General features: G+C 63.1%; 24 protein-coding genes. 3 read left to right on the top strand and 21 right to left on the bottom strand.

All coding sequences use genetic code 11. The features are described from left to right. Nucleotide 1 precedes the first annotated feature (1 nt). The gene (gene mltG, locus VDP79_RS06960) at nucleotides 2–1,012 is read right to left on the bottom strand and encodes an endolytic transglycosylase MltG (RefSeq protein ID WP_323017487.1); all 1,011 of its coding nucleotides are present in this window, start codon (nucleotides 1,010–1,012) and stop codon (nucleotides 2–4) included. Between the two features lie 177 nt (nucleotides 1,013–1,189). Here mltG and VDP79_RS06965 point away from each other — a divergent pair, with 177 nt between their 5' ends. Beyond that, a complete protein-coding gene (locus VDP79_RS06965) occupies nucleotides 1,190–2,146 on the top strand; it encodes a folate-binding protein (RefSeq protein WP_323017488.1) in 957 nt (318 codons plus the stop codon). 27 nt (nucleotides 2,147–2,173) lie between these two features. On the opposite strand, the gene mmsB is transcribed toward VDP79_RS06965, so the two are convergent. The 6 genes from mmsB to VDP79_RS06995 form a co-directional block, all read right to left on the bottom strand. Next, a complete protein-coding gene (mmsB, locus tag VDP79_RS06970; protein WP_323017489.1) occupies nucleotides 2,174–3,070 on the bottom strand; it encodes a 3-hydroxyisobutyrate dehydrogenase in 897 nt (298 codons plus the stop codon). Nucleotides 3,071–3,115: 45 nt separating this feature from the next. Then, a complete protein-coding gene (locus VDP79_RS06975; protein WP_323017490.1) occupies nucleotides 3,116–4,291 on the bottom strand; it encodes an enoyl-CoA hydratase/isomerase family protein in 1,176 nt (391 codons plus the stop codon). Next, nucleotides 4,288–5,442: an acyl-CoA dehydrogenase family protein gene (locus VDP79_RS06980; RefSeq protein WP_323017491.1), complete on the bottom strand. Its 1,155-nt coding sequence runs from the start codon at nucleotides 5,440–5,442 to the stop codon at nucleotides 4,288–4,290. Before VDP79_RS06980 ends, VDP79_RS06975 begins: the two co-directional genes overlap by 4 nt. A gap of 196 nt (nucleotides 5,443–5,638) precedes the next feature. Then, entirely contained in the window at nucleotides 5,639–6,652 is a 1,014-nt protein-coding gene (locus VDP79_RS06985) for a zinc-binding alcohol dehydrogenase family protein (RefSeq protein ID WP_323017492.1), read from the bottom strand. Between the two features lie 106 nt (nucleotides 6,653–6,758). Then, on the bottom strand, nucleotides 6,759–7,052 hold the full coding sequence (locus VDP79_RS06990) for an RnfH family protein (RefSeq protein ID WP_323017493.1): 294 nt from the start codon (nucleotides 7,050–7,052) through the stop codon (nucleotides 6,759–6,761). Nucleotide 7,053: 1 nt separating this feature from the next. Continuing rightward, nucleotides 7,054–7,488, bottom strand: a complete 435-nt coding sequence (locus tag VDP79_RS06995; protein ID WP_323017494.1) for a type II toxin-antitoxin system RatA family toxin — start codon at nucleotides 7,486–7,488, stop codon at nucleotides 7,054–7,056. A gap of 75 nt (nucleotides 7,489–7,563) precedes the next feature. On the opposite strand from VDP79_RS06995, the gene smpB reads away from it, so the two are divergent. Beyond that, the gene (gene smpB / locus VDP79_RS07000) at nucleotides 7,564–8,028 is read left to right on the top strand and encodes an SsrA-binding protein SmpB (protein WP_323017495.1); all 465 of its coding nucleotides are present in this window, start codon (nucleotides 7,564–7,566) and stop codon (nucleotides 8,026–8,028) included. A gap of 44 nt (nucleotides 8,029–8,072) precedes the next feature. On the opposite strand, the gene VDP79_RS07005 is transcribed toward smpB, so the two are convergent. After that, entirely contained in the window at nucleotides 8,073–8,777 is a 705-nt protein-coding gene (locus tag VDP79_RS07005) for a methylated-DNA--[protein]-cysteine S-methyltransferase (protein ID WP_323017496.1), read from the bottom strand. 97 nt (nucleotides 8,778–8,874) lie between these two features. Further along, nucleotides 8,875–11,256 carry a phosphoenolpyruvate synthase gene (gene ppsA, locus VDP79_RS07010; RefSeq protein WP_323017497.1) on the bottom strand — a complete coding sequence of 794 codons (2,382 nt, stop codon included), beginning with the start codon at nucleotides 11,254–11,256 and terminating at the stop codon, nucleotides 8,875–8,877. A 151-nt stretch (nucleotides 11,257–11,407) separates the two neighbouring features. On the opposite strand from ppsA, the gene VDP79_RS07015 reads away from it, so the two are divergent. Continuing rightward, on the top strand, nucleotides 11,408–12,241 hold the full coding sequence (locus VDP79_RS07015; RefSeq protein WP_323017498.1) for a pyruvate, water dikinase regulatory protein: 834 nt from the start codon (nucleotides 11,408–11,410) through the stop codon (nucleotides 12,239–12,241). A gap of 29 nt (nucleotides 12,242–12,270) precedes the next feature. Here the strand turns inward: VDP79_RS07015 and VDP79_RS07020 are convergent, their stop codons facing one another. From VDP79_RS07020 to uppS, 12 genes are all read right to left on the bottom strand, one after another. Then, nucleotides 12,271–13,053 (bottom strand): RNA methyltransferase, encoded by a 783-nt coding sequence (locus tag VDP79_RS07020; protein ID WP_323017595.1) that lies wholly within the window; start codon nucleotides 13,051–13,053, stop codon nucleotides 12,271–12,273. Nucleotides 13,054–13,067: 14 nt separating this feature from the next. Continuing rightward, complete coding sequence (rnhB, locus tag VDP79_RS07025; RefSeq protein WP_323017499.1) at nucleotides 13,068–13,688, bottom strand: ribonuclease HII; 621 nt, start codon at nucleotides 13,686–13,688, stop codon at nucleotides 13,068–13,070. Further along, nucleotides 13,672–14,898, bottom strand: a complete 1,227-nt coding sequence (gene lpxB, locus VDP79_RS07030; RefSeq protein ID WP_323017500.1) for a lipid-A-disaccharide synthase — start codon at nucleotides 14,896–14,898, stop codon at nucleotides 13,672–13,674. The genes rnhB and lpxB overlap by 17 nt, the downstream gene beginning before the upstream one ends. A 61-nt stretch (nucleotides 14,899–14,959) precedes the next feature. Next, the gene (gene lpxA, locus VDP79_RS07035; RefSeq protein ID WP_323017501.1) at nucleotides 14,960–15,757 is read right to left on the bottom strand and encodes an acyl-ACP--UDP-N-acetylglucosamine O-acyltransferase; all 798 of its coding nucleotides are present in this window, start codon (nucleotides 15,755–15,757) and stop codon (nucleotides 14,960–14,962) included. Further along, nucleotides 15,757–16,209: a 3-hydroxyacyl-ACP dehydratase FabZ gene (fabZ, locus tag VDP79_RS07040; protein WP_291768721.1), complete on the bottom strand. Its 453-nt coding sequence runs from the start codon at nucleotides 16,207–16,209 to the stop codon at nucleotides 15,757–15,759. The genes lpxA and fabZ overlap by 1 nt, the downstream gene beginning before the upstream one ends. A 2-nt stretch (nucleotides 16,210–16,211) precedes the next feature. After that, nucleotides 16,212–17,348 (bottom strand): UDP-3-O-(3-hydroxymyristoyl)glucosamine N-acyltransferase, encoded by a 1,137-nt coding sequence (lpxD, locus tag VDP79_RS07045; protein ID WP_323017502.1) that lies wholly within the window; start codon nucleotides 17,346–17,348, stop codon nucleotides 16,212–16,214. A gap of 6 nt (nucleotides 17,349–17,354) precedes the next feature. Then, a complete protein-coding gene (locus VDP79_RS07050; RefSeq protein ID WP_323017503.1) occupies nucleotides 17,355–17,861 on the bottom strand; it encodes an OmpH family outer membrane protein in 507 nt (168 codons plus the stop codon). Between the two features lie 112 nt (nucleotides 17,862–17,973). Then, entirely contained in the window at nucleotides 17,974–20,337 is a 2,364-nt protein-coding gene (gene bamA, locus VDP79_RS07055; RefSeq protein WP_323017504.1) for an outer membrane protein assembly factor BamA, read from the bottom strand. A 69-nt stretch (nucleotides 20,338–20,406) separates the two neighbouring features. Further along, nucleotides 20,407–21,741 carry an RIP metalloprotease RseP gene (rseP, locus tag VDP79_RS07060; RefSeq protein ID WP_323017505.1) on the bottom strand — a complete coding sequence of 445 codons (1,335 nt, stop codon included), beginning with the start codon at nucleotides 21,739–21,741 and terminating at the stop codon, nucleotides 20,407–20,409. 6 nt (nucleotides 21,742–21,747) lie between these two features. Continuing rightward, nucleotides 21,748–22,959, bottom strand: coding sequence for a 1-deoxy-D-xylulose-5-phosphate reductoisomerase (gene ispC / locus VDP79_RS07065; RefSeq protein ID WP_323017506.1), 1,212 nt, complete (start codon nucleotides 22,957–22,959; stop codon nucleotides 21,748–21,750). Between the two features lie 3 nt (nucleotides 22,960–22,962). Further along, a complete protein-coding gene (locus VDP79_RS07070; RefSeq protein ID WP_323017507.1) occupies nucleotides 22,963–23,802 on the bottom strand; it encodes a phosphatidate cytidylyltransferase in 840 nt (279 codons plus the stop codon). Nucleotides 23,803–23,813: 11 nt separating this feature from the next. After that, nucleotides 23,814–24,575, bottom strand: coding sequence for a polyprenyl diphosphate synthase (uppS, locus tag VDP79_RS07075; RefSeq protein WP_323017508.1), 762 nt, complete (start codon nucleotides 24,573–24,575; stop codon nucleotides 23,814–23,816). Nucleotides 24,576–24,602: the final 27 nt, after the last annotated feature.

Consider the following 24,602-nt stretch of genomic DNA (forward strand, 5'->3'; position numbering starts at 1 on the left):
ATCAATTCCGCTTCAGAATATATTTGCCGACGGCTCGATTATGCGCCGACAGGTTCCTGGAAAACTCGCTGGTGCCGTCGCCCCGAGAGACAAAATACAGATAATCATGCCGTTCCGGATGCAGGGCGGCCATCAGCGCTGCCTTGCCGGGATTGGCGATGGGCGTGGGCGGCAGGCCTGCTCGAGTGTACGTGTTCCAAGGCGTATCCTGTTCCAGGTCCTTTTTGCGCAAGCGGCCCTGATAGCGCTCGCCCATGCCGTAGATGACGGTGGGGTCGGTCTGCAGCGGCATGCCGATGCGCAGGCGGTTGATGAAGACCCCCGCGATGCGGGCGCGATCGCTGCCATGGCCGGTTTCCTTTTCAACGATCGAGGCCAGAATCAGCGCTTGGTAAGGCGTTTCCAGGGGCAGATCCCGATCCCGTTGCGCCCATAGGCGCTCCAGCGTCTGGCGGCTGGCCTGATCGGCGCGGCGCAGAATATCCAGATCGGAAGATCCCGGGGTGAACACATAGGTATCCGGATAGAACAGGCCTTCCAATGAGGTCTGTTCCACAGCCAGTTTGCCGGCGATGGCGGCTTCGTCCATGCCCTGAGTGTCGTGGCGCACTTGCGGGTCTGCATCCAGGGCTGCCCGCATCTGAGCAAAGGTCCAACCCTCGGGAAAGGTCAGGCGCACCTGGGTCATATCGCCATTGGCCATGCGTTCCAGCAGCAGCCAGGGCGTGTCCCCTGCCCGAGCCTCGTAGGCGCCGGCCTTCAGCAGCTTGTCGCGGCCGCTGAGACGGGCCAGCCAGACAAACGCGAGAGGGTCGACATCAATGCCAGCCGTCTGCATGGCCTGAGCGATCTGGCGCGGCGTGCTGCCCGTGTCGATCAGATAGTCCACGACCGGCGCGTTCATGGGGACGGGCCGCTGCCAGCCCCACCAGGCCGCGCCGCCGATACCGGCGCCGATCAAAGCCAGGCATGCAATCAGCAGCCAGACGGACAGTCGCAGTAATTTTTTCATGGACGCCAGTTTACCCGAGGGATCGGCTCGCCAGATTTCCGGATGTTCCACCTCTGCGGGGCGCCGAGCCGGAAAATGCGGCGCCAAAGGCATCCGAAAAATAAGGTCTTGGTTTGGTGGACGGCGGACGGGCCGCTATGATGACAGCTTCTCTTGATTTGTTTCGCATGGTTGATCATGAACGCATATGGTGTCGAAGGCCAATGGCGCTTGCCCGAACAGGCCGTCATCCGTCTCACGGGGCCGGACGCGGCTGAATTCCTGCATGGACAGCTGAGCAACGCCGTCCGGGACCTGCCCGATGACCAGGCCCGGCCCGCCGGCTATTGCACAGCGCAAGGCCGTCTGCTGGCCAATGGCATCCTCTGGTCGCCGGCACCGCAAACGCTGGACCTGATGGTCTCTCGCGACCTGGCCGAAGGGCTGCTGCGCCGCCTGCGCATGTTTGTCTTGCGGGCGAAGGTCACGCTGACGCTGGACGACGCTCGCCCCGTTTTCGGGGTGTGCGGGGCATCCGCAGTACCCGCCGCGCTGCATGGCCTGCCGGCTTGGTCTCGCCGCCCCCTGGCCGGAGATACCTGGATCCTGGCGACGCACACGCGCGACGACATGCCCGCCGCCTGGCGCATCCCAGACCAAGCATCTGCTGAACCGCCTGCAGATGTACACGCTGCCGCCGATGCCGGATCGGCCGCTTGGCGGGCCGCCGGCCTGATCAGCGGCTGGCCCTGGATCCGGGCAGCCAGCCAGGATATATTCCTGCCCAGCGCCCTGGACATGGACCTGAACGGCAGCATCGATTTCAAAAAAGGCTGCTACCCCGGCCAGGAAGTCGTCGCCCGCAGCCATTACCGGGGCACAGTCAAGCGCCGGATGGCGACCGGCATCGCGCCTTGGCCCATAGATCTGCCTGCGCCCGCTGCCGTCGGGGACCTGTATGCTGCGGGCGGGGATGCCGGTCGTCCGGTAGGACGCCTGATCGAAGCCGTCATATGGCAGGAACACTTGTATGCTGCCGCCGAAATCACGCTGTCCGACTGGCCCGCCACGCAGTATGCCGTGACGGCGCCGGACGGACCGGTGCTGACCCTGCAAGCGCCGCAAGGGCTGGACGACCCGCCGTCCCCGGCCTGATCGCCACCCCTGGCGCCACTGGCTGCCTTATTTGCGCGGCTGGTGGTAAAGCTTCAGGATGCTGGAAAAATCCAGCTTGCCATGGCCTTGGGTGCTGTGCAAAGCATATAGATTGCGGGCCAGTTCCCCCAGCGGAGTCGTGGCGCGAGCCTGCATGGATGCTTCCGCCGCCAGCCCCAGGTCTTTCAGCATCAGATCCACGCCGAAGCCGCCCTCGTAGTCATGCGAGGCCGGCGCTTGGCTCATGACGCCCGGCCAGGGGTTGTACAGTTCGGTTGCCCAATTGCGCCCCGAGCTCTTGGCGATGATGTCCGACAAGGTCTTGGGGTCCAGGCCATTGGCCACGCCCAAAGCCAAGGCTTCCGCCGTACCGGCCATCTGGATGCCCAGCAGCATGTTGTTGCAGATCTTCGCCACCTGCCCCGCCCCGGCGTCGCCGGCATGAAAGATGTTCTTGCCCATGGCCTGCAGATAGGGCATGGCGGCTTCCAGATCCGCTGCTGCCCCCCCGACGATGAAGGTCAGCGTGCCGGCTATCGCGCCGCCGGTGCCCCCGGACACCGGCGCATCCAGCATACGGATGCCGCGTTCTGCCGCCGCCTTGGAGACCTTGCGGGCTGATTCCGGCGCGATCGTGCTGCATTCCAAGACCAAGGTGCCTTTGGCAATCACGCCCAACAAGCCCTGATCGCCCAGATACAGGCCTTCGACATGGCGGCTGGCTGGCAGCATGCTGACGACCAGATCGACACCGGTCGCTGCCTCGGCGGCGGACGCCACTGCCGTCGCGCCCGCCTGGGTCGCCGCCCGCAATGCCGCGGGGACCAGATCGAAGACCTTCAGGGTATGGCCGGCCTTCAACAGATTCTGCGCCATCGGGCCGCCCATGTGACCCAGACCGATGAAACCAATCGTGCTGCTCATAGCTGTCTCCTTGAGATTATTGTATGTATCGGTGCGATGAATCCATCAGCCCCTAAGATCGGCCAGCGGATGTTCCTGGCCGGCCGGCCAGGGCTGCGCCAGAAATCGGCGCACCCAATCCGCCGTCGCTTGCTCTAGCGAGGCAGGCCGCCAGCGCGGGGATTTGTCCTTGTCGATCAGCAAAGCCCGGATGCCCTCGCGGAAATCCTGCCCGGCGCAGCAATGCAGCGAGGCGATGTATTCCATACGGAAGGTGTCGGCCAGAGACAGATAGCGGGCGCGAGCCAGCAAGGTATGGCTGAGCCGAACGGAACCGGGCGATCCCGCCGCAAAGGTGGTGGCCGCACGCGACAGCCAGGGATCCGTGTGACGCTTCCAATGGGTGATGGCCGCCCCGATCTGTAGCAGATCCGTCCGGGCGCAGGCCTGCCGGATCACAGCGGCATGACGTTGCAAGGGGCCGGGTTCCGGCGCCGGCGCCTGGACGCCATCCAGGACGCCATCCACCTGCGCGGCATGGTTGGCGGCATCGCTTGACCAATCGGTCGCGCTCAATGCTTCCATCAAGGCATCGAAACCGTCAGCGGCGCAGACCCGGTCAGCCAAGCCATAGTGCAGGCAGTCACTGGCCCCCAGCTGAGCGCCGGTAAAAGCCAGGAATTCGCCGATGCCGCGCGGCAGGCGGCTCAGCATCCAGGTCCCCGCCACATCGGGATACAGACCGATCGTGACTTCCGGCATGGCAAACCGGGTGGTCTCGGTGACCAGACGGTGGCTGGCCCCCAGCATCAATCCGACACCGCCGCCCATCACGATACCGCTGCCCCAGCACAACACGGGTTTGGCATAGCGGTGGATCTGATAATCCAGGCGATATTCGGTTTCAAAGAAGCTGCGGGCATGGACATTGGACCAGGCGTCATCGGACGGGCTGTCCAGCATGCTGCGATAGAGCGCCTGCAGATCGCCGCCGGCGCAAAAGGCCTTTTCGCCCGCCCCGCGCAGCACGATGGCGACAATCCGGCTGTCATCCGCCCAATCCCGCAGGCGATCATCCAGCAGCCGGCACATGGCCAAAGACAGGCCATTGAGGGTCTGAGGGCTATTGAGCGTCACCAGGCCGATCCGGCCGCCGTTGCGGCTGGATATTTCCTGGAACAGCACAGGTTCTGGTGCTGGGTCGGTATCGGTATCAGAAACGGAAGCGTCGGCGGCGCTCATCTCAGGTCGGCCTCTTGAGTCAGGATATGGCGCGACACAATGACGCGCATGATTTCGTTTGTGCCTTCCAGGATCTGGTGCACGCGGGTGTCGCGTACCAGTCGTTCCAGCGGATAGTCTTTCAGATAGCCGTAGCCGCCATGGATCTGCTGTGCATCCAGGCACGCCTGAAAGCATAGATCCGTTGCGAAGCGTTTAGCCATCGCGCAGTAGGCGCCCGCCTGAGGATCGCCCTCGTCCAGTTTTGCGGCAGCTAGACGCACCATCTGGCGGGAAGCGACGATATGGGTCAGCAGATCGGCCAGTTTGAACTGCAGGGCCTGAAAATCTGCCAGCGGCCGGCCAAACTGGCGGCGCTCGCCCATGTAGCGGCGGGCGGCCTCGTAAGCGCCTTGCGCCGCCCCCACCGAGCAGGTGGCGATATTGATGCGCCCGCCATCCAGGCCTTTCATGGCGAACTTGAACCCCTCGCCCTCTTCGCCCAGGCGGTTTTCCACCGGCACCTGCACGTTCTCGAAGGTGATGGGGCGCGTGGACTGGCTGTTCCAGCCCATTTTGTTTTCCTTGCGGCCATAGGTGATGCCAGCGCTGTCGGCCGGCACGACCAGGGCGGAAATACCGCGTGCGCCCTCACCGCCCGTGCGGGCCATCACGACCAGCACGTCCGTGTCGCCGGCGCCGGAAATAAAGGCTTTGGCGCCGTTCAGCACATAATGATCGCCCTCGCGGCGGGCGCTGGTGATCAGCGAGGCTGCATCCGAACCCGCGCCGGGTTCGGTCAGACAGTAGGACGCCAGTTTTTCGCCGCTGGCCAAGAGCGGCCCCCACAGATCGCGCACCGCCGGCTGCGCCCAGCTGCCGACCATCCAGGTGGCCATATTGTGGATCGTGATGAAGGCTGCAGTGGATGGATCCACCGCCGCCATTTCCTCGAATACCAAGGTGGCATCCAATCGGGGCAGACCCAAGCCGCCGATGGACTCGGGGGCGTACATGGCGCAAAACCCCAGTTCGCCGGCCTTGGCGAAAGCCGTGCGCGGAAAGATGTGTTCTTCGTCCCATTGCGCCGCATAGGGGGCCAATTCCCCTTGGGCGAATTCGCGGGCAGCCTGTGCAAAGGCCTGTTGTTCTTCGCTGAGGCGAAAATCCATGGTGCATGTCTCCGGATTTATAGTCGTCACGGTCGCGGGACGCGGGTGGCGTCATCCGACATGGCGCAGCCTGATCAAGGCCGGCCACTGCGTCGCAAGCTTACTGTAGCACTTGGCGTGGATGTCCGTTCTGTCCGGGCAACCTTAGATCAGCCTGAGCGCCATGGCTGTCAGGCGGGCGACAATCTGCGGCGACTCAGAAACCCTCCAGCACGATCTTGCCGCAGGCGCGACCGCTTTCCAACAGCGTATGCGCCTGCTTCAGATTCGCGGCATTGATGGGATGCAGACGCTGATTCAAGGTGCTGCGGAGACGGCCCGCATCAACCAAGCGGGCCACCTCATCCAGCAAACGCCCCTGCTCACTGATATCCGCCGTGCCAAATACAGGGCGGGTGAACATGAACTCCCAGTGGATGGACACGGACTTGCGCTTGAAATCCCTGATGTCCAAAGCGCCCGGATCATCGATCAGTCCGAAGCGCCCCTGCGGGGCGATGAGTTCCACCACCTCTGCAAAGTGCTGCCCGGTCGCCGTCGTCGAAAACACAAAGGCGGGGTTGCCCACCCCCAAAGCGGCCACCTGCCCGGCCAGCGGCTGGCGATGGTCCACGACATGATCGGCCCCCAGAGACCGCACCCAATCCTGGGTTTCAGGGCGGGATGCGGTGGCGATCACGGTCAAGTCGGTCAGCGCCTTCAGCAGCTGGATCGCAATCGACCCCACTCCGCCTGCGCCGCCGATGATCAGAATGGCATTCGCCGCACCGGGAACCGGCTGGCGCACGGCCAGGCGGTCAAACAGCATTTCCCAGGCGGTGATCGCCGTCAGGGGCAAGGCGGCAGCCTGGGCATTGTCCAGCGTCGCAGGCTTGTGTCCGACGATCCGCTCATCGACCAGATGGAATTCGCTATTGGTTCCTGGCCGCGCCAGAGACCCCGCGTAAAAGACCTCGTCGCCCGGCTTGAACCGGCTGGCCTGCGGACCGGCCGCCACGACGCGTCCCGCCGCATCCCAACCCAGCACTTTCCATTCTTCTCCCTGAGGTCCGGTGCTGGCGCGCACTTTGGTGTCCACCGGATTGACGGAAACGGCTGCGATTTCTACCAGCAGATCGCAGCCTGTCGGGCTTGGGCGATCCAACTCGATATCCATCAACGCATCCTGTTGGTCGATAGGCCCCGGATGACGATACCCAATAGCTTTCATGACATCTCCTGCTTGTCTGGCAATGAACATGGGTAGAGAATACCTTTATCTGCGATTTTGTCGCTACGCACCTAAATCGCCTGCGGCTAAGCGCAAGCTGCTGCGTCTATTTTGACTGCTTACCCGCGCCCCGGCGGTGCGTCGCCCGGCGACGACGGGATTCCAGGGGATCAAAAACCAGCGGGCGGCACAGTTCTACGCGATCGCCTTCATGCAGCACGCGCTGCGGCTCGCAGCGTTCGCCATAGACGCCCATGGCCAAAGACCGGTCGGTGAATTCGGGAAATTCCTGGTCAAATCGGCTCAGGGCCAAAGCCTGTGCGGCGGTTGTGCCTTCGGGCACATCCAGCGCACAACGCCACAGGCGCGTCGGCGCGGCAAAAGCCAGGAATACACGCACGTCAATCCCCGTAAACCGCGTGGGCGCGCTGTGTGAAGGAATCAATGAAACTGGTGGCAATGCGATTGAATACCGGGCCGATCACGGCGGACAGGGCGCGGCTGGAAAAATCATATTCCATGGTGTAGAGGACCTTGCAACCGTCTTCGCCCAGCGCCTGGAACGCCCAGTGCCCGGTCAGATTGGAAAAGGGCCCATCCACCAGATGAAAGACGATTCTGTTCGGATAGTCATGCTCGTTGCGCGTGGTGAAGCTCTGGCGAATACCCGCAAAATGAATCTGCACGGTGGCCTGCATGCCCTGTTCATTTTCCCACTGCACCGTCGACCCGCCGCACCAAGGCATGAATTCCGGATAACGCGCAACGTCGGCCACCAGATCAAACATCTGTTCGCAGCGATAAGGGACGAGGACGGAGCGTTGAATGGAATGCATCAGCAAGACAGGGGCTTAGGCTAGAATGAGGGGATTTTATCAGCGCCAGCGCCCTTTTCGGGAAAGACCGGATTCATGAGTATTGTAGATAACCGCAAAGCCACCCACGATTACTTCATCGAGGAGCGCTTCGAAGCCGGACTGGTCCTGGAAGGCTGGGAAGTCAAGGCCATCCGTGCCGGCCACGTCCAGCTGAAAGAAGCCTACGTCATCGTGCGCGATGGCGCGCTGTGGATCCTGGGCATGCACATCAGCCCCTTGCCCACTGCCTCCACCCACATCCACCCCAACGCTACCCGCACGCGCAAGCTGCTGCTGCACGCCCAGGAAATCAGCAAACTGATCGGCAAGGTCGAACAACGCGGCTACGCCCTGGTGCCGCTGAATCTGCATTACAAGGGCGGGCGCATCAAACTGGACTTTGGCCTGGGACGCGGAAAGAAACTGCACGACAAGCGCGATACTCAGCGCGACAAGGATTGGGCGCGAGAAAAAGAACGCCTGATGAAACACGACACCCGGCAGGAACGCAAAGACTGAATCAGGGCGCCTTGTGGCGCCGCCTGCTTTTCGGCCAAGGCGCATCATGCCCGGATGCGGAACCCTTCTATTTCCAGCAGCCGCGCCTTGCGGCTCAGGCCGCCGCCGTAGCCATTCAGCGTTCCATTACGAGCCAGGATGCGGTGGCAGGGAATGATGATGCTGATCGGATTGCTGCCCACCGCAGTCCCGACGGCCCTGCCGTGTCCGGCGCCCAGGCCGGCTTGCTGACCCAGCTCTCCGTAAGACAGCGTGGCGCCGCAAGGCACGGCCAACAATGCCTGCCAGACCTGTTTCTGAAAGCGGGTGCCTTGAGGGTCCAGCGGCATGTCGAACACCTGGCGCTTGCCATGCCAGTATTCGTCCAGCTCCTGGCGCGTCTGTTCCAGAACCGCCAGGATGCCCGCAGGCGTATCGGCTTGCAAAGGGCGCAAGGCTGCTGCCTGCCCCTCCTGCAGGGCGCCGGTCTTTGACCAGGCATCATTCCGGGCGAACAGTTCGCCTTCAGCGGCGGTATCTGCCCGGACAGCCTTCAAGGTACGCGCTGCCTTCCCCCCTACTGTGCCGGCAGACGGCTGCGACACAATGTCGGAGACGGGCGCCAATCCAGGCAGCTGAGGGCAATCCCGCTGATCGGTAAAGTACAGGCCCGTCAGACCATGATCGCCCGCCGTCAGCAGGATGTCGCCCAAGGGGGATGAAAGCAGCGCATGAAACGGCATGGCGGGGGTCTCGACAGACAATGGCATGGCCTTAGTGTACCGCCCATGAAAAAGCCCCGGCAGTTAAGCGCCGGGGCTTTCGGTCGTGCAACAGGCGGGCGCTGTATGCGCCCGCCCTATCCTATCAGGCAGCGACTTTCTTGGTATCAGCCAGACGTTGCCAAGTATCGACGACCGTATCCGGATTCAAGGACATGGACAGGATGCCCTCGTCTCGCAGCCACTGGGCCAGATCCGGGTGGTCGCTGGGGCCTTGGCCGCAGATGCCGACGTATTTACCGGCCTTCAGGCACGCCTGGATGGCACGGCGCAGCATGAATTGCACGGCGGGGTCGCGTTCGTCGAAGTCGGCGGCCAGCAGCTCCATGCCCGAATCGCGGTCCAGGCCCAGGGTCAGTTGGGTCATGTCGTTGGAACCGATCGAAAAACCGTCGAAATACTGCAGGAATTCGTCGGCCAGGATAGCATTGGTGGGGACTTCGCACATCATGATCAGGCGCAAACCGTTTTCACCGCGCTTCAGGCCATGCAAGGCCAGCAGCTCGACCACGCGTTCGGCTTGTTTCAGCGTACGCACGAAAGGCACCATGATTTCGACATTGACCAGGCCCATTTCGTCGCGCACTTTCTTCAGGGCTTCGCATTCCATGCGGAAGCACTCGGCGAAGTCGTCGGAAATGTAGCGCGAGGCGCCCCGGAAGCCCAGCATGGGATTTTCTTCCTCGGGCTCGTAGCGCGAACCGCCCACCAGCTTGCGATATTCATTGGACTTGAAGTCCGACAGGCGCACGATCACGGGCTTGGGGTAGAAAGCTGAACCGATGGTGGCAATGCCTTCGGCCAGTTTTTCGACGAAAAAGGCGCGCGGGCTGGCGTAGCCCCGGGCCGCAGATTCGACGGCCTTTTTCAGGTCGCTGTCCACGTTCGGGTAGTCCAGAATCGCCTTGGGGTGCACGTTGATATTGTTGTTGATGATGAATTCCAGGCGGGCCAGCCCCACGCCGCCATTGGGAATCTGGGAAAAGTCGAAAGCCAGCTGCGGATTGCCGACGTTCATCATGACCTTCAGGCCGATGTCGGGCATCTCGCCCCAGCGGACTTCCTCGATTTCGGTTTCGATCAGGCCATCGTAGATGTGGCCCTCGTCGCCTTCGGCGCAGGACACCGTGACCTCGCGGCCATTGCCCAGCACGTCGGTGGCATCGGCGCAGCCGACCACCGCCGGAATCCCCAGTTCACGGGCGATGATGGCAGCGTGGCAGGTGCGCCCGCCCCGGTTGGTGACGATGGCCGAGGCCAGCTTCATGACCGGCTCCCAGTTAGGGTCGGTCATGTCCGTCACCAGAATGTCGCCCAGCCGGACCTTGTCCATTTCGGATGCATCCGCCACGACACGCACCGTGCCGGAACCGATCTTCTGGCCGATGGCACGGCCGCGCACCAGGACCTCGCCGGTGGCCTTCAGGCGGTAGCGTTCCTGGACATCGTGGTGACCCTGTTGGGATTTCACGGTTTCCGGACGCGCCTGCAGGATATAGAGCTTGCCGTCCACGCCGTCACGCCCCCATTCGATGTCCATGGGGCGCTGATAGTGCTTTTCGATGATGGTGGCGTACTGCGCCAATTCGATGATTTCGTCATCGGTCAGGGAATAGCGGTTGCGCTCCGACGCGGGGACTTCCACCGTGCGCACGGCATGGCCGGACACCCGCTGCTCGTCGAATTCCATCTTGATCAGCTTCGAGCCGATGCGCCGGCTGATGATGGGGTAGTGGCCCGCCGCCAGCGTGGGCTTGAAGACATAGAATTCGTCGGGATTGACGGCGCCCTGCACCACGGTTTCGCCCAGGCCGTAGGACGAGGTCACAAAGACCACGTCCTTGAAGCCCGATTCGGTGTCCAGGGTGAACATCACGCCCGCGCTGCCCTTGTCCGAACGCACCATGCGCTGGATGCCGGCCGACAGGGCGACCTCGGCATGCGCGTAGCCCTTGTGGACGCGATAGGAGATCGCGCGATCGTTGTACAGGGATGCAAAGACGTGGCGGATTTTTTCCAGCACATCGTCGATGCCGACCACGTTCAGGTAGGTTTCCTGCTGACCCGCAAAAGACGCATCGGGCAGGTCTTCGGCGGTCGCCGACGAACGCACGGCAAACGAGCCCTTGCCATCGGCATCCAACTGCGCAAAGGCGCTTCGGATCGCCTGCTCGAAAGCAGCCGGAAACGGCGTGTCGATCACCCACTGGCGGATTTCTGCTCCGGCGGCGACCAATTCGCGCACGTCGTCGGCGTCCAGAGTGTCCAGACGCGTCTTGATGCGGGCGTCCAGCCCGGTGGATTTCAGGAAATCGCGAAAAGCGTCTGCGGTGGTTGCAAAGCCGCCCGGCACCCGAACCCCTGCGCCGGCCAGCTGGCTGATCATTTCACCGAGAGAAGCGTTCTTACCCCCTACCGAGTCCACATCCGACATGCGGAGCTGCTCGAACGATACAACGTAAGACATGGTGTCACCTTTGAGATAGAAAAAGCGTGTTTGCCCGACGCACGCCAACGAGTGGATCGCATGCGTCTGGCAAACCAGCCTTGCCTGACCATCAGGTGACTGGTAATCTTCGCGGATTGTACCGTTTCTAAGGCCTGGTGGTTCAACATCCATGATCGATCCCGTCACTGAACGCCCCGTATTCATCGTCTCGGACAGTACCGGGATCACCGCCGAGACCTTCAGTCACGCGGTCCTGTCGCAATTCGAGGAAATCGCCTTTCAGGCGGTGCGCCTGCCCTTCATCGATTCAATCGAAAAGGCCGACGCCGCCGCCCGGCGCATCACCCAGCGTGCGGATCAGGGAGGCCCGCCGCCTCTGGTGTTCAGCACCCTGGTCGATTCCGACATCGCCGAGCGCATCCGCAAGGCCCCCTGCATTTTTCTGGATCTGTTCGGCGCCTTTGTGCAGCATCTGGAAAGCGTCCTGGGCGTCAAATCCAGCCGCTCGGTCGGCCGGTCGCACACCAACGGGCTGTCGAAACAATACAACAACCGCATCGAAGCCATCAATTTCAGTCTGGCCCACGATGACGGCCAGTATATCCAGGGGCTGGAACAAGCTGACGTCATCCTGGTGGGGGTATCGCGCTGCGGCAAGACTCCCACCAGCCTGTACCTGGCCATGCAGTACGCGGTCAAGGCCGCCAACTACCCCCTGATCCCCGAGGACTTCGATCGCGGCGCCCTGCCCGCCACGCTGCTGCCCTTCCGGCGCAAACTGTTCGGCCTGTCGATCCAGCCGGAACGCCTGGCCGAAGTCCGCAACGAGCGCCGTCCCAACAGCACCTATGCGTCCCTGAAGCAATGCCGCCAGGAAATCGCCGATGCAGAACGTCTGATGCGCATGGAAAACATCCCTTGGCTGTCGACCACGACGCGCTCCATCGAGGAAATCTCCACCAAGATCCTCGATGAAGTCGGTCTGGACCGCACGACCTATTAGCGTCTGCCGGACGTCATCCAGACCGGGCGCTAAACCAGCTGCTGCCGGCGCTGCTCGAACAGGCAGACGGCTGCTGCCGCCGCCACGTTCAAGGACTCGACATCGGCTGACTGCGGGATATGTACTCGCCAGTCGGCGATGTTCAACAGATCCGGCGCCACTCCCCGCCCCTCATTGCCAAACAGCCAGGCGCAGGGCTGGCGCAAATCCTGCCGGTACAAGGACTGCGCCCGTTCCAGGGTGGTGGCGGCCAGCGGCACGTACAGGCGGCTGTGCAGTGCCAGCAGATCCGCACGTTCGTAAATCTGCAAGGCGAAATGCGCGCCCTGCCCGCTGCGCAGGACCTTGGGCGACCAGGCCGCAGCGCATCCCAGGGATAGAAAAGCCGCCTTCAAGCCGGCGGCGGCGGCCGTGCGCAACAGCGTCCCCAGATTGCCGGGGTCCTGCACGCGGTCCAGCCACAGGCAGGCTTGCGTGATGCGATCCGGCAGCACGGCCACGGGCGGCTCGACCAGGAAGAAAATGGCCGGGCCATGCTCCACCTGGGACAGGCCGCGCGCCAGATGATCCTCGAGCACGATGCGGCGGGTGGATTCGCAATTCCGCCAAAGCGGCTTGATCCAGCCCGGGGATTGCGCCTGGATGGCCTCGCTGACGATCAGCGCCTGCGGCAGCCCATGATGTTCCAGCCAGGCGCGGCACAGATGCTCGCCTTCCAGGAGAATACGGCTTTCAAGATGCGCCGACCGGCCTTGGGCCAGACGCAGCCAGAACCGATAGTCGGGGTTGTCGCGCGAAGCGATATGCCGCACGGGCACGATGGACGTCATTCCTGAACCCCCTGCAACAGCCGCCGGACCGGGGCAAAGCTGCGCCGGTGCGCCGGACAAGGGCCGTGCTGCAGCAGGCGGGCCAGATGCAAGGCCGTGCCATATCCTTTGTGCTGATCGAAGGCATAGCAGGGGTATTGCTTGTGCAAGTCCTGGCAGCAGGCATCGCGGGCGGTCTTGGCCAGAATCGAGGCGGCGGAGATGGCCGGCTCCAATGCATCCCCGCCGATGACCGCACGGGCAGGACAAGGCAAGCCGTCCGGCAGGCGATTGCCGTCCACCAGGATCAGCTGGGGCGCACGCGACAGGCCGTCGCAGGCCTGGCGCATCGCCAGCAAGGTCGCCTGCAGGATGTTCAGCCGGTCGATGGTGTCGACGTCCGCCTGGGTAATCGCCCAGGCCAGGGCTCGTTCCCGTATCTGCACGGCCAACGCCTCCCGCCGCCTGGCGCTGAGCTTCTTGGAATCATCCAGGCCCTCGATGGGCCGGTCGGGGTCCAGAATCACAGCAGCGGCAAAGACGGGACCTGCCAGAGGACCTCTGCCCGCCTCATCCACCCCGGCGATCCAGTCCGCAGAGGGCTTCGTCGAGGCGAACAGATCAGCTTGCACGGCCATGGCAGACTTCCAAAATGGCCTGGGCAGCCAGCCCCGGCGTGTCGCGGCTCAGGGTGGCGTGCAGGGCGGAAAACCGCTGTGCCACCCGGTCGCCGTGATTGCGGTCCGTCAATGCCGTCCAGGTCTGCTCGGCCAGTCCTTCGGGCGTGGCGGCTTCCTGCAGCAGCTCGGGGACGACAAACTCTCTTTCCAGAATATTGGGCAGGCCCACCCAAGGCAGGCTGGGCGCTTGTTGACCGGATTTCCAGGCCATGATGCGCCGCATCCAGGGGCTGATGACATAGGAAATCACCAGAGGCCGTTTGAATAAAGCAGCCTCGAGCGTGGCGGTGCCGCTGGCCACCAGCACGGCGTCGGCGGCTTCCATCGCATGCCAGGCGATCGGCCATTCGCGCGAGTCCAGGCCATCGGCGCGCGCCTGGGCAAGTGGCGCATCGGGCAAGACGCCCAGCACGCGACAGCCCGGCACCGGATGCTGGGCCAGGAGGGCTTCGAACTGAGCCCGCCGTGCAGCATTGACGACGGGTACGACGATCTGCAGATCGGGATCCTGCCGGCGCAGGATCTGGGCCGCCTGCAAAAACCGGGGGGCCAGCAAACGCAATTCAGATTCCCTGCTGCCTGGCATCAGCGCCAGGACGCGGGCCGTAGCGTCCAGCCCCAACAAAGCCCGGGCCGCCGCACGATCCGGCTGCTGGGGGATCAGCTCGGCCAAAGGATGACCGACATAGGTCACCGGCACGCCCTGTTCGCGGTAAAGATCAACTTCGAAGGGAAACAGCACCAGCATGTGCGACACGGCACGGCGAATCTGATGAATGCGTTCGAACCGCCAGGCCCAGATGGAAGGTCCGACGAAATGCACGGTGGGAATACCGGCCGCCCGCACTTTTTCTTCCAGGCGCAGATTGAAATCCGGCGCGTCCACGCCGACGAAAACGTCAGGACGTTGGGTCAGGACCCGCTGACGCGTATCGCGCCAGGTGCGGAGCAGCCGTGGCGCTTGCCGCAAGGCATCCACATAGCCAAAGACTGATAGCGCATCCATGGGGTGCCAGGCCTGAAAGCCGGTGCGCGCCATGGCCGGCCCGCCGATGCCAGCCGTCACAGCGGCAGGATCACGCGCCAGCAAGCCTCGGATCATGCGGGCAGCCAGCAGGTCGCCAGAGGGTTCGCCGGCAACGATGGCAGCACGGATGCCACCTGTCATTACTGCGGGCCTCTGGCGCTCGGGCTGCTCGCCCAGAGGTGAATCAGGACGGCGACACGGTTCACGGCCGTGCGATGCCTCGGCTGGACGCCCGCAGGAAATCCAGCAAGGTCTGGACCGCCGGCGCCTCGGCCGGATGATCGGCCTGCAGGACCGCCAGGGCCTGGATGGCCTGTTCGATGTCGAGTTGACGCCGGTACAGGATCTTGTAGGCTTCTTTCAGAACCAGCAAATCGGCGGGTGTGAAGCCGCGACGGCCTAAACCTTCGGAATTGATGCCGACCGGGCGGAAGGAATCCCCCGCACCGATCATGTAAGGCGGGACATCCTGGCGCACCGAACTGGTGCCGCCGATCATGGCGTGCGCCCCGATACGGACGAACTGATGGATGGCCGACAGGCCGCCCACGATCGCCCAATCGCCGATATGGATGTGCCCGCCCAGCTGGACGCTGTTGGAGATCACGATGTGGTTGCCCAACTGGCAATCATGCGCAATGTGCACATAGGCCATGATCCAGTTGTCGTCACCTAACCGGGTGGCGCCCACATCCTGCACGGTGCCGGTATTGACCGTCACGTATTCGCGAAAGGTGTTGCCGGCGCCGATATCCAGCGTCGTGGGTTCTCCGCGATATTTCTTGTCCTGGGGAATGCCGCCGATCGAGCAGAACCGGTAAAAATGATTGTCGGGTCCGATCGTGGTATGCCCATCGATCACGCAATGCGGGCCGACCTGCGTCCCTGCCCCGATCCGGACATGTTCGCCGATGATGCTGTAGGGGCCGACGCTGACGGTGTCATGAAGCACAGCTCCTGGCGCAATCAGCGCCGTCGGATGAATCTGTCCCGCCGCCATTATTCTTCCAGGATGCGCACCGCGCACATGATCTTGGCTTCCGCCGCAATCTGGTCGCCGACCTTGGCCACGGCCGTATATTTGCAAATCGACCGGCTGAGCTTGTCGGCCGAGACTTCCATGCGCAGCTGATCGCCCGGCACCACCGGGCGGCGGAAACGCGCACCGTCGACACCCACCAGGTAGTAGGCAATTTTCGTGCTGGCCAGATTGGGCGCCCCTGCATCGGCAAAGGAAAACAGCGCGGCGGCCTGGGCCAGGGCTTCGATGATCAGCACGCCCGGCATGACAGGGTGATGCGCAAAATGCCCCTGAAAAAACGGTTCGTTATAGGTGACATTTTTGATGGCGACAATGCTCTTGCCCGGGTCCATTTCCAGGACGCGGTCCACGAGCAGCATCGGCTGCCGGTGCGGCAACCGTTCCATGATGTCTTTGATATCGAGTTCCATTCTTATGTGTCCTGCTTGTTATTCATCGGTTCAGCCGGGCTGGCCGCTTGCCGCTCTGTCGCGCGGACGCGTTTACGCAATTGTGCCAACTGGCCGATGACCGCTGCATTATGTTGCCACGTGCCATGCTCGGCCACCGGGAAGACCCCGGTATAGCGGCCGGCCTTGAGGATATCGGACGTCACCGCCGTGCCGCCGGAAATATGCACGTCGTCCCCGAGTGTCAGGTGCCCGCCGAACATGGCCGCTCCTCCGATGACGCAGCGCTGGCCCATGACGGTGGAGCCGGCCACCCCCACGCAGGCTGCCATGGCGGTGTGATCCCCGATGCGGCAATTATGACCGATCATGATCTGGTTATCGAGTTTGACCCCGTTGCCCAGCACGGTGTCTTCGACAGCGCCGCGGTCCACCGTGGTATTGGCGCCGATCTCGACGTCATCACCGATCCGCACCCCGCCCAGCTGGGCGATTTTCGCCCAGGCGCCCGATGTCCTGGGGTCTGGGGCAAAACCGAAGCCATCCGCGCCCAGCACGACACCGGCATGCAGGATCGCACGGGCGCCCACCTGGACCCCATGATAAAGGGTCACATGGGCATGCAGCAGGCTGTCACGCCCGATGGTGCAGTCCGGCCCGATCACGCAGCCGGCGCCGACGCGGGAGCCCGCCCCGATGCGGGTTCGTGACTCGATCACGGCCAGGGGGCCGATGTGGACACCGGCTTCCAGGACCGCATCATCGGCCACGACGGCGCTGGGATGGATGCCCTGCGGCAAATCGGCCAGACGGTGCCGGTCGAACCACTGCGCGAGCAAGGCATACATCAGGTACGGTTGGCTGCACAATACCGCCGCCCAGACGGGCGGTTCGGGGTGCTGAGCCTGAAATGCCGTCCAATCCTGAGGCCGCAGAATCACAGCTGCCGCCTGGCATTGAGCCAATTGGCTCTGCAAGCGCGGGTTGGACAAAAAACTGATTTCAGCCGGACCGGCCGTGTTCAAGGAGCCAATCCCGGCAATGCGCAGCGTATCCGCCTGCGCCGACTCGGTGATGCTGCATCCCAGCCCGACCGAGTCGGCAGCCTGCAAGAGCTGTGACAGCGCAGGAGCCCGCTGGGGCGCAAGCAACACCGGCATTGGAAATTAACCGCCCAGCGCCTTGATGACCTGATCGGTGATGTCCACGCGCGGGCTGACCGTCACGGCGTCCTGGATGATCAGGTCATAGCTCTGCTGCTCGGCGATTTTCTTGATCGCGGCATCGGCTTTTTCCACGATCGAGGAGAATTCCTCGTTGCGGCGGCGGTTGAAGTCTTCCTGGAATTCGCGGCGCTTGCGCTGCAGATCGGAATCCATGTCCTGCAGCTGACGTTGGCGCTTGACGCGTTCGGCTTCAGACAGCACGGGGGCGTCCTTGTCCAGCTGTTGCGCTTGTGCGCGCAGGCTGTCGGATAGTTTTTGCAGATCCTGATCGCGCTTCTTGAATTCGGCCTCGATTTTGGCCTGAGCCGCCTTGGCGGGCTTGGAGTCCCGCAGGATGCGTTCGGTGCTGACGAATCCGATCTTGGTCGTCTGGGCATACGCAGGTGCGACAAACAGCGCACCCAGCCCGATCGCAGCAGCCACGACCAAGGCGCGATGACTGGACATGGCGCGTTGCGCCACAGTTGAAACATTCAAACCTGAAAGAATCATGATGACAAAACCACCTGCGATCAACGCTGCGATAAAAAGGAACTATTGTGCCATTAAACGATCGGAATCAGAAACCTGTACCGATCTGGAATTGGAATACTTGTTTCTGATCGCCTTCTTTGGCGTTCAGCGCCCGGCCAAAGGACAGCTGCAGGGGACCTAACGGCGATTCCCAGGACAGGCCCAGACCGGCGGCATATTTCCAGCCGCAAGGATCCGCGACCTGCCCATACTGCCCATTGGCGCAACCGGAACCATCCGTGGTCGATACCTGGCCCGCGTCGGTGAACATGAACCAGCGCAGTGTGCGATCACGTGTCGCCCCGGGGAAAGGCAGGTACAGCTGTATATTGCCCACGATGCGCTTCGAGCCGCCCAGATAGGTGTCGGTCAACGTATCGCGCGGTCCCAGTGACGAGCCTTCGTAGCCGCGCACCGAACCGATGCCGCCGGCATACATGTTTTTGATCACCGGGAAGGCCTTGCCGCTGCTGCCGTAGGTCTTGGCCCAATCCACCTGGCCGTTGAAGGCCAGGGTGAAAGCGCGGCCCAGCGGCAGGTAGTACTGCTGCTGACCGGACAGTTTGTAGTAGCGCAGATCCATGGTCGACAGATCGGTCGACACGCGGGTGTAACTGCCCCGATGCGGCGCCAGAGCGCTATCGCGGGTGTCCTTGGCCCAGCCCAGGCTGAAGATGCCGGCGTTGGTGGTGTCGCCGTACTGATCGACAAAATTCTGATACGCCAACGGAGCGGGGTTCGTGCCATAGCGGTTGATGTCCTTGAGCGAATTGCGCTCGAAGGTCACGCCGGCAAAGACGCGGTCGACTTCGGAAATCGGCACCCCGAAATTCAGGCCCAGCCCCATCGATTCGACTGTATACCAGCCCAGCGAACCGCTGTCGGCCACGTCATACGGCGTCGTGCGGCGGTAGTACAGCGAAGTGGTTTTGCTGATGCCGTCCTGCGTCCAGTAGGGATTGGTATGCGACAGCACGGCCGCCCGGTTGGTCTTGCTGGTATTGACGTTCAGCGACAGGGAATTACCGCTGCCGAAGACGTTGTCCTGGCTGATACCGGCCGACAGCATCAATTTGTCCGTGGTGCCGTAGCCCACGCCCAGATTGATCATGCCGGTGGGCTTTTCCTTGACATCCACATTGACGTCGACCTCGTCGGGGGAACCCGGCACCGGATCGGTCTTGACATCAACCTCGCTGAAATACCCCAGACGGTCAACGCGATCCTTGGACGTCTTGATGCTGGAAGAGTCATACCAGGCGGCTTCCTGCTGGCGCATTTCACGGCGCACCACTTCGTCGCGGGTACGGGTGTTGCCGCCGACATTGATCCGGCGCACATAGACGCGGCGACCAGGATCGACGTAGAAAGTCAGCTTGGCGACGTGCGCGTCATGATCCAGCGCCGGGTTGGGATTGACGTTGGCAAAGGCATAGCCCAGCGACCCCAGGTAATCGGTGATGGATTTGGCCACCGCATTGGTCTTTTCCGCTGAGAAGGTTTCGCCTTCCGCGACGGTCACCAGCGGTTTGAGCTTGTCTTCCAGGCCCAGCAGATCACCAGCCAGATCGACTTGACCCAGCTTGTAGGGTTCGCCTTCGTGCACCGTCATGGTGATGTAGATGTTCTTGCGATCCGGCGAAATCGTGACCTGCGGCGGTTCCATGGAAAATTCCAGGTAGCCGCGATCCAGGTAGTAAGAACGGATGCGCTCGGCATCGCCTTCGAGCTTTTCGCGCGAATATTTGTTGGTACCTGTGTACCAGGTCATGAAGCCGCCCGTGGTCAGCTCCAGCTGGTCTTCCAGGGTGCCGGCAGAGAAAGCCTTGTTGCCGATGAATTCGATCTTGGCGATGGTCGCAACCTCGCCCTCGAAGATATCGAAGCTGACCCCCACGCGATTGCGCGGCAGCGGGGTGATGACGGGGCTGACCTGCACGCCGTATTTGCCCTTGGAGAGGTACTGCTGCTTCAGTTCAAAGACCGCGCGGTCCAACATGGCCTGATCGAAAATCCGCCCTTGGCCGAAACCGACCTGGGACAGGGATTTCGTCAGCGCCTTGACATCGAATTCACGCATGCCATTGAAGTTGATCGACGCAATGGTCGGGCGTTCCTTGACGGAAACCACCAGCACGTCGGAGCGGGAATCGATCTTGACGTCGCTGAAGAACCCGGTGCCATAGAGCTTTTGAATAGCGCTGGCGGCTTCTTCTTCGGTAAAGGTTTGGCCGATCTTGACGGGCAGATAGGTAAAGATCGTGCCCGGATCCACCCGTTCGATGCCTTGAACCTGGATGTCGCGCACGACAAACGGTGTAAAGGCAGCGGCCACGGCCGGTGCCAGCAAAGCAGCCAGCACCACGGGTATGGCACGCTTGATGAGACGAGAGTTCCGGAGAGACGACATCCTGGCAATCCTTTTCAGCCGTAGCAGGGACATGGGATAAGTGATGCGCGATTGTAAGTCACAATCCGATCACCTGAAAAGCCGCGAAAAATCATTGAATAAGGCAAGAAACATCAGACCGAATACCAGGCTCATGCCGACCCGCGATCCCAGATCGCGGACACGTTCGGATACTGGACGCCCGCCACGCAATGCCTCGAGCAGATAAAAGAGCAAATGGCCGCCATCCAGCATGGGAATAGGCAGCAGATTCAATACGCCGATGCTGATGCTGATCAGCGCCAGAAAGTGCAGATAGGCTTCCAGTCCGATCCGCGCTGTCTGGCCGGCATACTCGGCAATCGTGACCGGTCCGCTGATATTGCGCCATGACACGGCGCCCACCACCATGCGGCCCATCATGCGGACGGTGAAAAGGCTCGTCTCCCAGGTGCGGCGTACCCCCGACCACAGGCTGTCCAACGGCCTCAGGCGCACCAGCACCAGGGGCTGGCGCCCTTCCACCAGGGCGCCGATCCGTCCGATGGTCTGCCCGGCCTCGGTGACCGGAATCGGCGTCAGGCTCACGTCCAGCACAGCAGATTGCCGTTCGATTTGAAGGGATAGCGGCTGGCCGGCATGCTGTTGCACGATCTGTACGAATGCCTGGACGGATGGCTGCGCCTGCCCCCCCGCCGCCAGAATGACGTCACCGGGCTGCAGCCCGGACTGCTGAGCGGCCCCGTCGGTGCTCAAGGTCCCGATGACCGCCTGAGGCGCCTGCAGAGCCAAGCCTGCCTGTGTCAGGGGGTCAGGGCCGTCCGGGCCAAAAGCATGCGCGGCCACCTGCAGCGTCGCCTGGCGATCCGCCCCGCCGGGAGCCTGCACCAGCAGCGTCACCCGTCCGCCTTCGGCCAGCGGCTCCAGCAATTGCCAGCGCGCCTGAGTCCAGGAGGCTACAGCCTGACCATTGACGGCAGCCAAGCGATCACCTGCCTGCAGGCCTGCCTGGGCCGCCGGCGTCTCTGCCGCAGGGCTGGCCAGGATAGCTGCCGGCTCCTGGGCGCCCCACATGCCCAAAGCTGTGTAGATGACGGCGGCCAGCAGCAGATTGGCGATCGGGCCAGCGGCGACGACCGCCACCCGGCGAGCAAGCGGTTGCGTATTGAATGCGGCCTGCTGCGTGGCGGCATCCGCCCCGGGCGGGGCCTCGTCCAACATCTTGACGTAGCCGCCCAAGGGGATAGCCGAGAGCGCCCATTCCGTGCCGCGCCGGTCGAGGCGCCGCAGCAAAATCGGTCCGAACCCCACGGAAAACCGCAGGATGCGCACCCCGCAACGGCGAGCAACCCAGTAATGGCCCAGCTCGTGGAACGTGACCAGCAGGCCCAGGGCCAGAATGAAAGCAAACAGCGTCAGCAGCATGGAGACTCAGGGCAAAGCCGCCTGACAGTAACCGGACGCTGCCCGGCGAGTGCGGGCATCCAGATCCAGGACTTCGTCCAGCGAGGCAGGCGTACAGGCATCATGACGGCCGGATTCATCCAGGCAGCGTTCGATGATGGCGGGTATCTGAGTATATCGGATGCGCCCATGCAAGAAACCATCGACAGCGACTTCGTTGGCGGCGTTCAGAGTGATGCAGGCGTTCTGCCCTTGCCTGAGGGCGTCAAGCGACAGTTTCAGGCAGGGGAAGCGCTGCAAGTCGGGGGATTCAAAATCCAGACGCCCCAGACGGGTCAGTTCCAGCAGCCCGACCCCGCTGTCGATGCGATCCGGATAACCCAGACCGAAAGCAATGGGGGTGCGCATATCGGGTTGGCCCAGCTGAGCCAGAATGGATCCGTCGGTATATTCCACCATGGAATGGACGATGCTTTGCGGGTGGATCACCACCTGGATGCGTTCCACCGGCATGGCGAACAGCCAATGCGCTTCGATGACTTCCAGGCCTTTATTCAGCATGGTCGCGGAATCCACCGAGATCTTGCGTCCCATGCGCCAGTTCGGATGGGCGCAGGCCTGGTCGGGCGTGACGTGTTCCAACTGATCCAGCGCCGTGCAGCGAAACGGGCCGCCCGAGGCGGTCAGCAAGAGCCGCCGCACACCGGTCGCCGGCTGCGCGGGCGCCAGCGCCCGATCTGCAGACTGCGGCAGACACTGGAAGATCGCATTGTGTTCGCTGTCGATAGGCAGCAATTCCGCGCCGGCATCGCGTACGGCTTGCATGAACAGGGTGCCGGCCGCCACCAGGGCTTCTTTATTGGCCAACAGCACGCGCTTGCCGGCGCGGGCCGCCGCCAGGGCGCCAGGCAGTCCTGCGGCCCCCACGATGGCGGCCATGACGGCAGTGACCTCGGGGTCGGCGGCTGTATCGGCCAGCGCCTGCGCGCCTTGACGGATTTCAGGGACCGGCAGGCCGGCAGGCCATGCCGCCAGGAAACGCTGCCGCGCCGCGTCATCCGGCACGATCACCACCCGAGCGCGGTGCGTCGCCGCCTGTGCCGCCAGCGACTCAATGCGGCTATGGGCGCTGAGCGCATAGACCGACAGGCGGTCCGGATGGCGGGCCACGACGTCCAGGGTGCTGACACCGATAGAACCGGTCGAACCCAGGATGCAGAGACGTTGAGCAGCAGGCATGACTTATCCGAGCAACAGCAAAAGAATGGCGGCCGGCGCAACCGGCAGCACGGCATCGATCCGATCGTACACCCCGCCATGCCCTGGCAGCAGCTGACTGGAATCCTTGACCCCGGCGCGACGCTTGAGCAGGGACTCGAACAGATCCCCGATAATGGACCAGGCAGCCAGGGCGATTCCGACCAATACCAGGGCCGGCCAGCCCAGGCGCGGCAGCAGCAGCGCCCCGTAGCTGTCTGGCCACCAGACGGCAGTCGCCAGCAGCCAGGCGGTCGCCGCCAGCACGCCACCGGCGGCGCCTTCCCAGGTTTTGCCGGGACTGACGCGCGGGGCCAATTTATGCCGTCCCAGGCTACGGCCGGTAAAGTAGGCGGCAATATCAGCGCACCAGATCAGCGCCCACAGGCTGATCAATGCTGCTGCACCGTGCTGAACGAAAATCCAGGCCAGCGCATACCAGGTGGCGAGCAGCGCCAAACCGCCAGCCAGCGCCAGCCCCGCAGCGGGGCAACGGTCCGGGACCTGGGCCCGCACCACCATCCATGGCACAGGCACGGCCCAGAACAGCACAGCCAGCGGTAGCAGAACCATCTGACACCACCACTGCAGATCCGGCTGGCCATCGACCACCAGGCGGGACGCCACGCCCAGCATGCAGACCGTCAGAAAAGCCGCCCCGCCCCGCACCAGCGGACGCGGCCAGACCAGCCGCCACCATTCCCACAGAGCGCAGCCTGCCATGATGCCGAGCAAAGCCAGCATGGGCCAGGGCGTGGATGCTGTCACGGCGCCAGCGACGATCAGCAGCAGGATGATCGCGGTAATGATTCTTTGACGCAGCATGGGACTTCCTTTCAGGTCGACGCGCGCAGCTGTTCGCTGGTGCGGCCAAAGCGCCGTTCCCGGTCACGATACCAGGCAAAGGCCTGATCGATGTCCTGCGCCCCGAAATCGGGCCAGTAGCGGGGCGTGAAATACAGTTCGGTGTAGGCCAGTTGCCAGACCAGAAAGTTGGAAATACGCTGCTCGCCGCCCGTGCGGATGAACAAATCCGGCTCGGGGGCGTAGGCCATGGCCAATCGGGCGCTCAGGGCGTCCTCGTCCAGCTGTTCGGGGTGCGCGGCCAGATCGGGCCGGGCAGCCAACAAGGCGCGCGTCGCCTGCAGAATGTCCCAGCGCCCACCGTAGTTGGCTGCAATGGTCAGCACCAGCGCCGATTGATCAGCCGTGCGGGCCTCCGCTTCGCGGATCAGATCCTGCAATTTACGGTCGAAGGGCGTCAGGTCCCCCACGATGCGCAGGCGCACGCCTTGCGCGATGAGCTTGTCGACTTCTTTTTCCAGCGTGCGGACAAACAGCTTCATCAGCAGCGTGACCTCCTGGGCCGGCCGCCGCCAGTTTTCCGAACTGAAGGCGAACAGCGTCAGGTATTCGACACCCCGGCGTCCACAGGCCTCGACGGTGCGGCGTACGGCCTGTACGCCGCGCACATGACCCGCCGTCCGCGGCAACAGGCGCTGCGTCGCCCAGCGCCCGTTGCCATCCATGATGATGGCAACGTGCCGAGGGGTTTGTCCGGTGGCGGGAATGCTGCGTGTGGAACTGGCCTGGGTCATGCCGCTGTCATCGATCCAATGACGGCC

The organism is Castellaniella sp., assembly GCF_034675905.1.
Taxonomy (GTDB): domain Bacteria; phylum Pseudomonadota; class Gammaproteobacteria; order Burkholderiales; family Burkholderiaceae_B; genus Castellaniella.

Bases quoted from the DNA above. Each gene is read 5' to 3' on its own strand.
- mltG (WP_323017487.1), bottom strand. From the start codon at position 1,012: ATGAAAAAATTACTGCGACTGTCCGTCTGGCTGCTGATTGCATGCCTG.
- VDP79_RS06965 (WP_323017488.1), top strand. From the start codon at position 1,190: ATGAACGCATATGGTGTCGAAGGCCAATGGCGCTTGCCCGAACAGGCC.
- mmsB (WP_323017489.1), bottom strand. From the start codon at position 3,070: ATGAGCAGCACGATTGGTTTCATCGGTCTGGGTCACATGGGCGGCCCG.
- VDP79_RS06975 (WP_323017490.1), bottom strand. From the start codon at position 4,291: ATGAGCGCCGCCGACGCTTCCGTTTCTGATACCGATACCGACCCAGCA.
- VDP79_RS06980 (WP_323017491.1), bottom strand. From the start codon at position 5,442: ATGGATTTTCGCCTCAGCGAAGAACAACAGGCCTTTGCACAGGCTGCC.
- VDP79_RS06985 (WP_323017492.1), bottom strand. From the start codon at position 6,652: ATGAAAGCTATTGGGTATCGTCATCCGGGGCCTATCGACCAACAGGAT.
- VDP79_RS06995 (WP_323017494.1), bottom strand. From the start codon at position 7,488: ATGCATTCCATTCAACGCTCCGTCCTCGTCCCTTATCGCTGCGAACAG.
- smpB (WP_323017495.1), top strand. From the start codon at position 7,564: ATGAGTATTGTAGATAACCGCAAAGCCACCCACGATTACTTCATCGAG.
- VDP79_RS07005 (WP_323017496.1), bottom strand. From the start codon at position 8,777: ATGCCATTGTCTGTCGAGACCCCCGCCATGCCGTTTCATGCGCTGCTT.
- ppsA (WP_323017497.1), bottom strand. From the start codon at position 11,256: ATGTCTTACGTTGTATCGTTCGAGCAGCTCCGCATGTCGGATGTGGAC.
- VDP79_RS07015 (WP_323017498.1), top strand. From the start codon at position 11,408: ATGATCGATCCCGTCACTGAACGCCCCGTATTCATCGTCTCGGACAGT.
- rnhB (WP_323017499.1), bottom strand. From the start codon at position 13,688: ATGGCCGTGCAAGCTGATCTGTTCGCCTCGACGAAGCCCTCTGCGGAC.
- lpxB (WP_323017500.1), bottom strand. From the start codon at position 14,898: ATGACAGGTGGCATCCGTGCTGCCATCGTTGCCGGCGAACCCTCTGGC.
- lpxA (WP_323017501.1), bottom strand. From the start codon at position 15,757: ATGGCGGCGGGACAGATTCATCCGACGGCGCTGATTGCGCCAGGAGCT.
- fabZ (WP_291768721.1), bottom strand. From the start codon at position 16,209: ATGGAACTCGATATCAAAGACATCATGGAACGGTTGCCGCACCGGCAG.
- lpxD (WP_323017502.1), bottom strand. From the start codon at position 17,348: ATGCCGGTGTTGCTTGCGCCCCAGCGGGCTCCTGCGCTGTCACAGCTC.
- VDP79_RS07050 (WP_323017503.1), bottom strand. From the start codon at position 17,861: ATGTCCAGTCATCGCGCCTTGGTCGTGGCTGCTGCGATCGGGCTGGGT.
- bamA (WP_323017504.1), bottom strand. From the start codon at position 20,337: ATGTCGTCTCTCCGGAACTCTCGTCTCATCAAGCGTGCCATACCCGTG.
- rseP (WP_323017505.1), bottom strand. From the start codon at position 21,741: ATGCTGCTGACGCTGTTTGCTTTCATTCTGGCCCTGGGCCTGCTGGTC.
- ispC (WP_323017506.1), bottom strand. From the start codon at position 22,959: ATGCCTGCTGCTCAACGTCTCTGCATCCTGGGTTCGACCGGTTCTATC.
- VDP79_RS07070 (WP_323017507.1), bottom strand. From the start codon at position 23,802: ATGCTGCGTCAAAGAATCATTACCGCGATCATCCTGCTGCTGATCGTC.
- uppS (WP_323017508.1), bottom strand. From the start codon at position 24,575: ATGACCCAGGCCAGTTCCACACGCAGCATTCCCGCCACCGGACAAACC.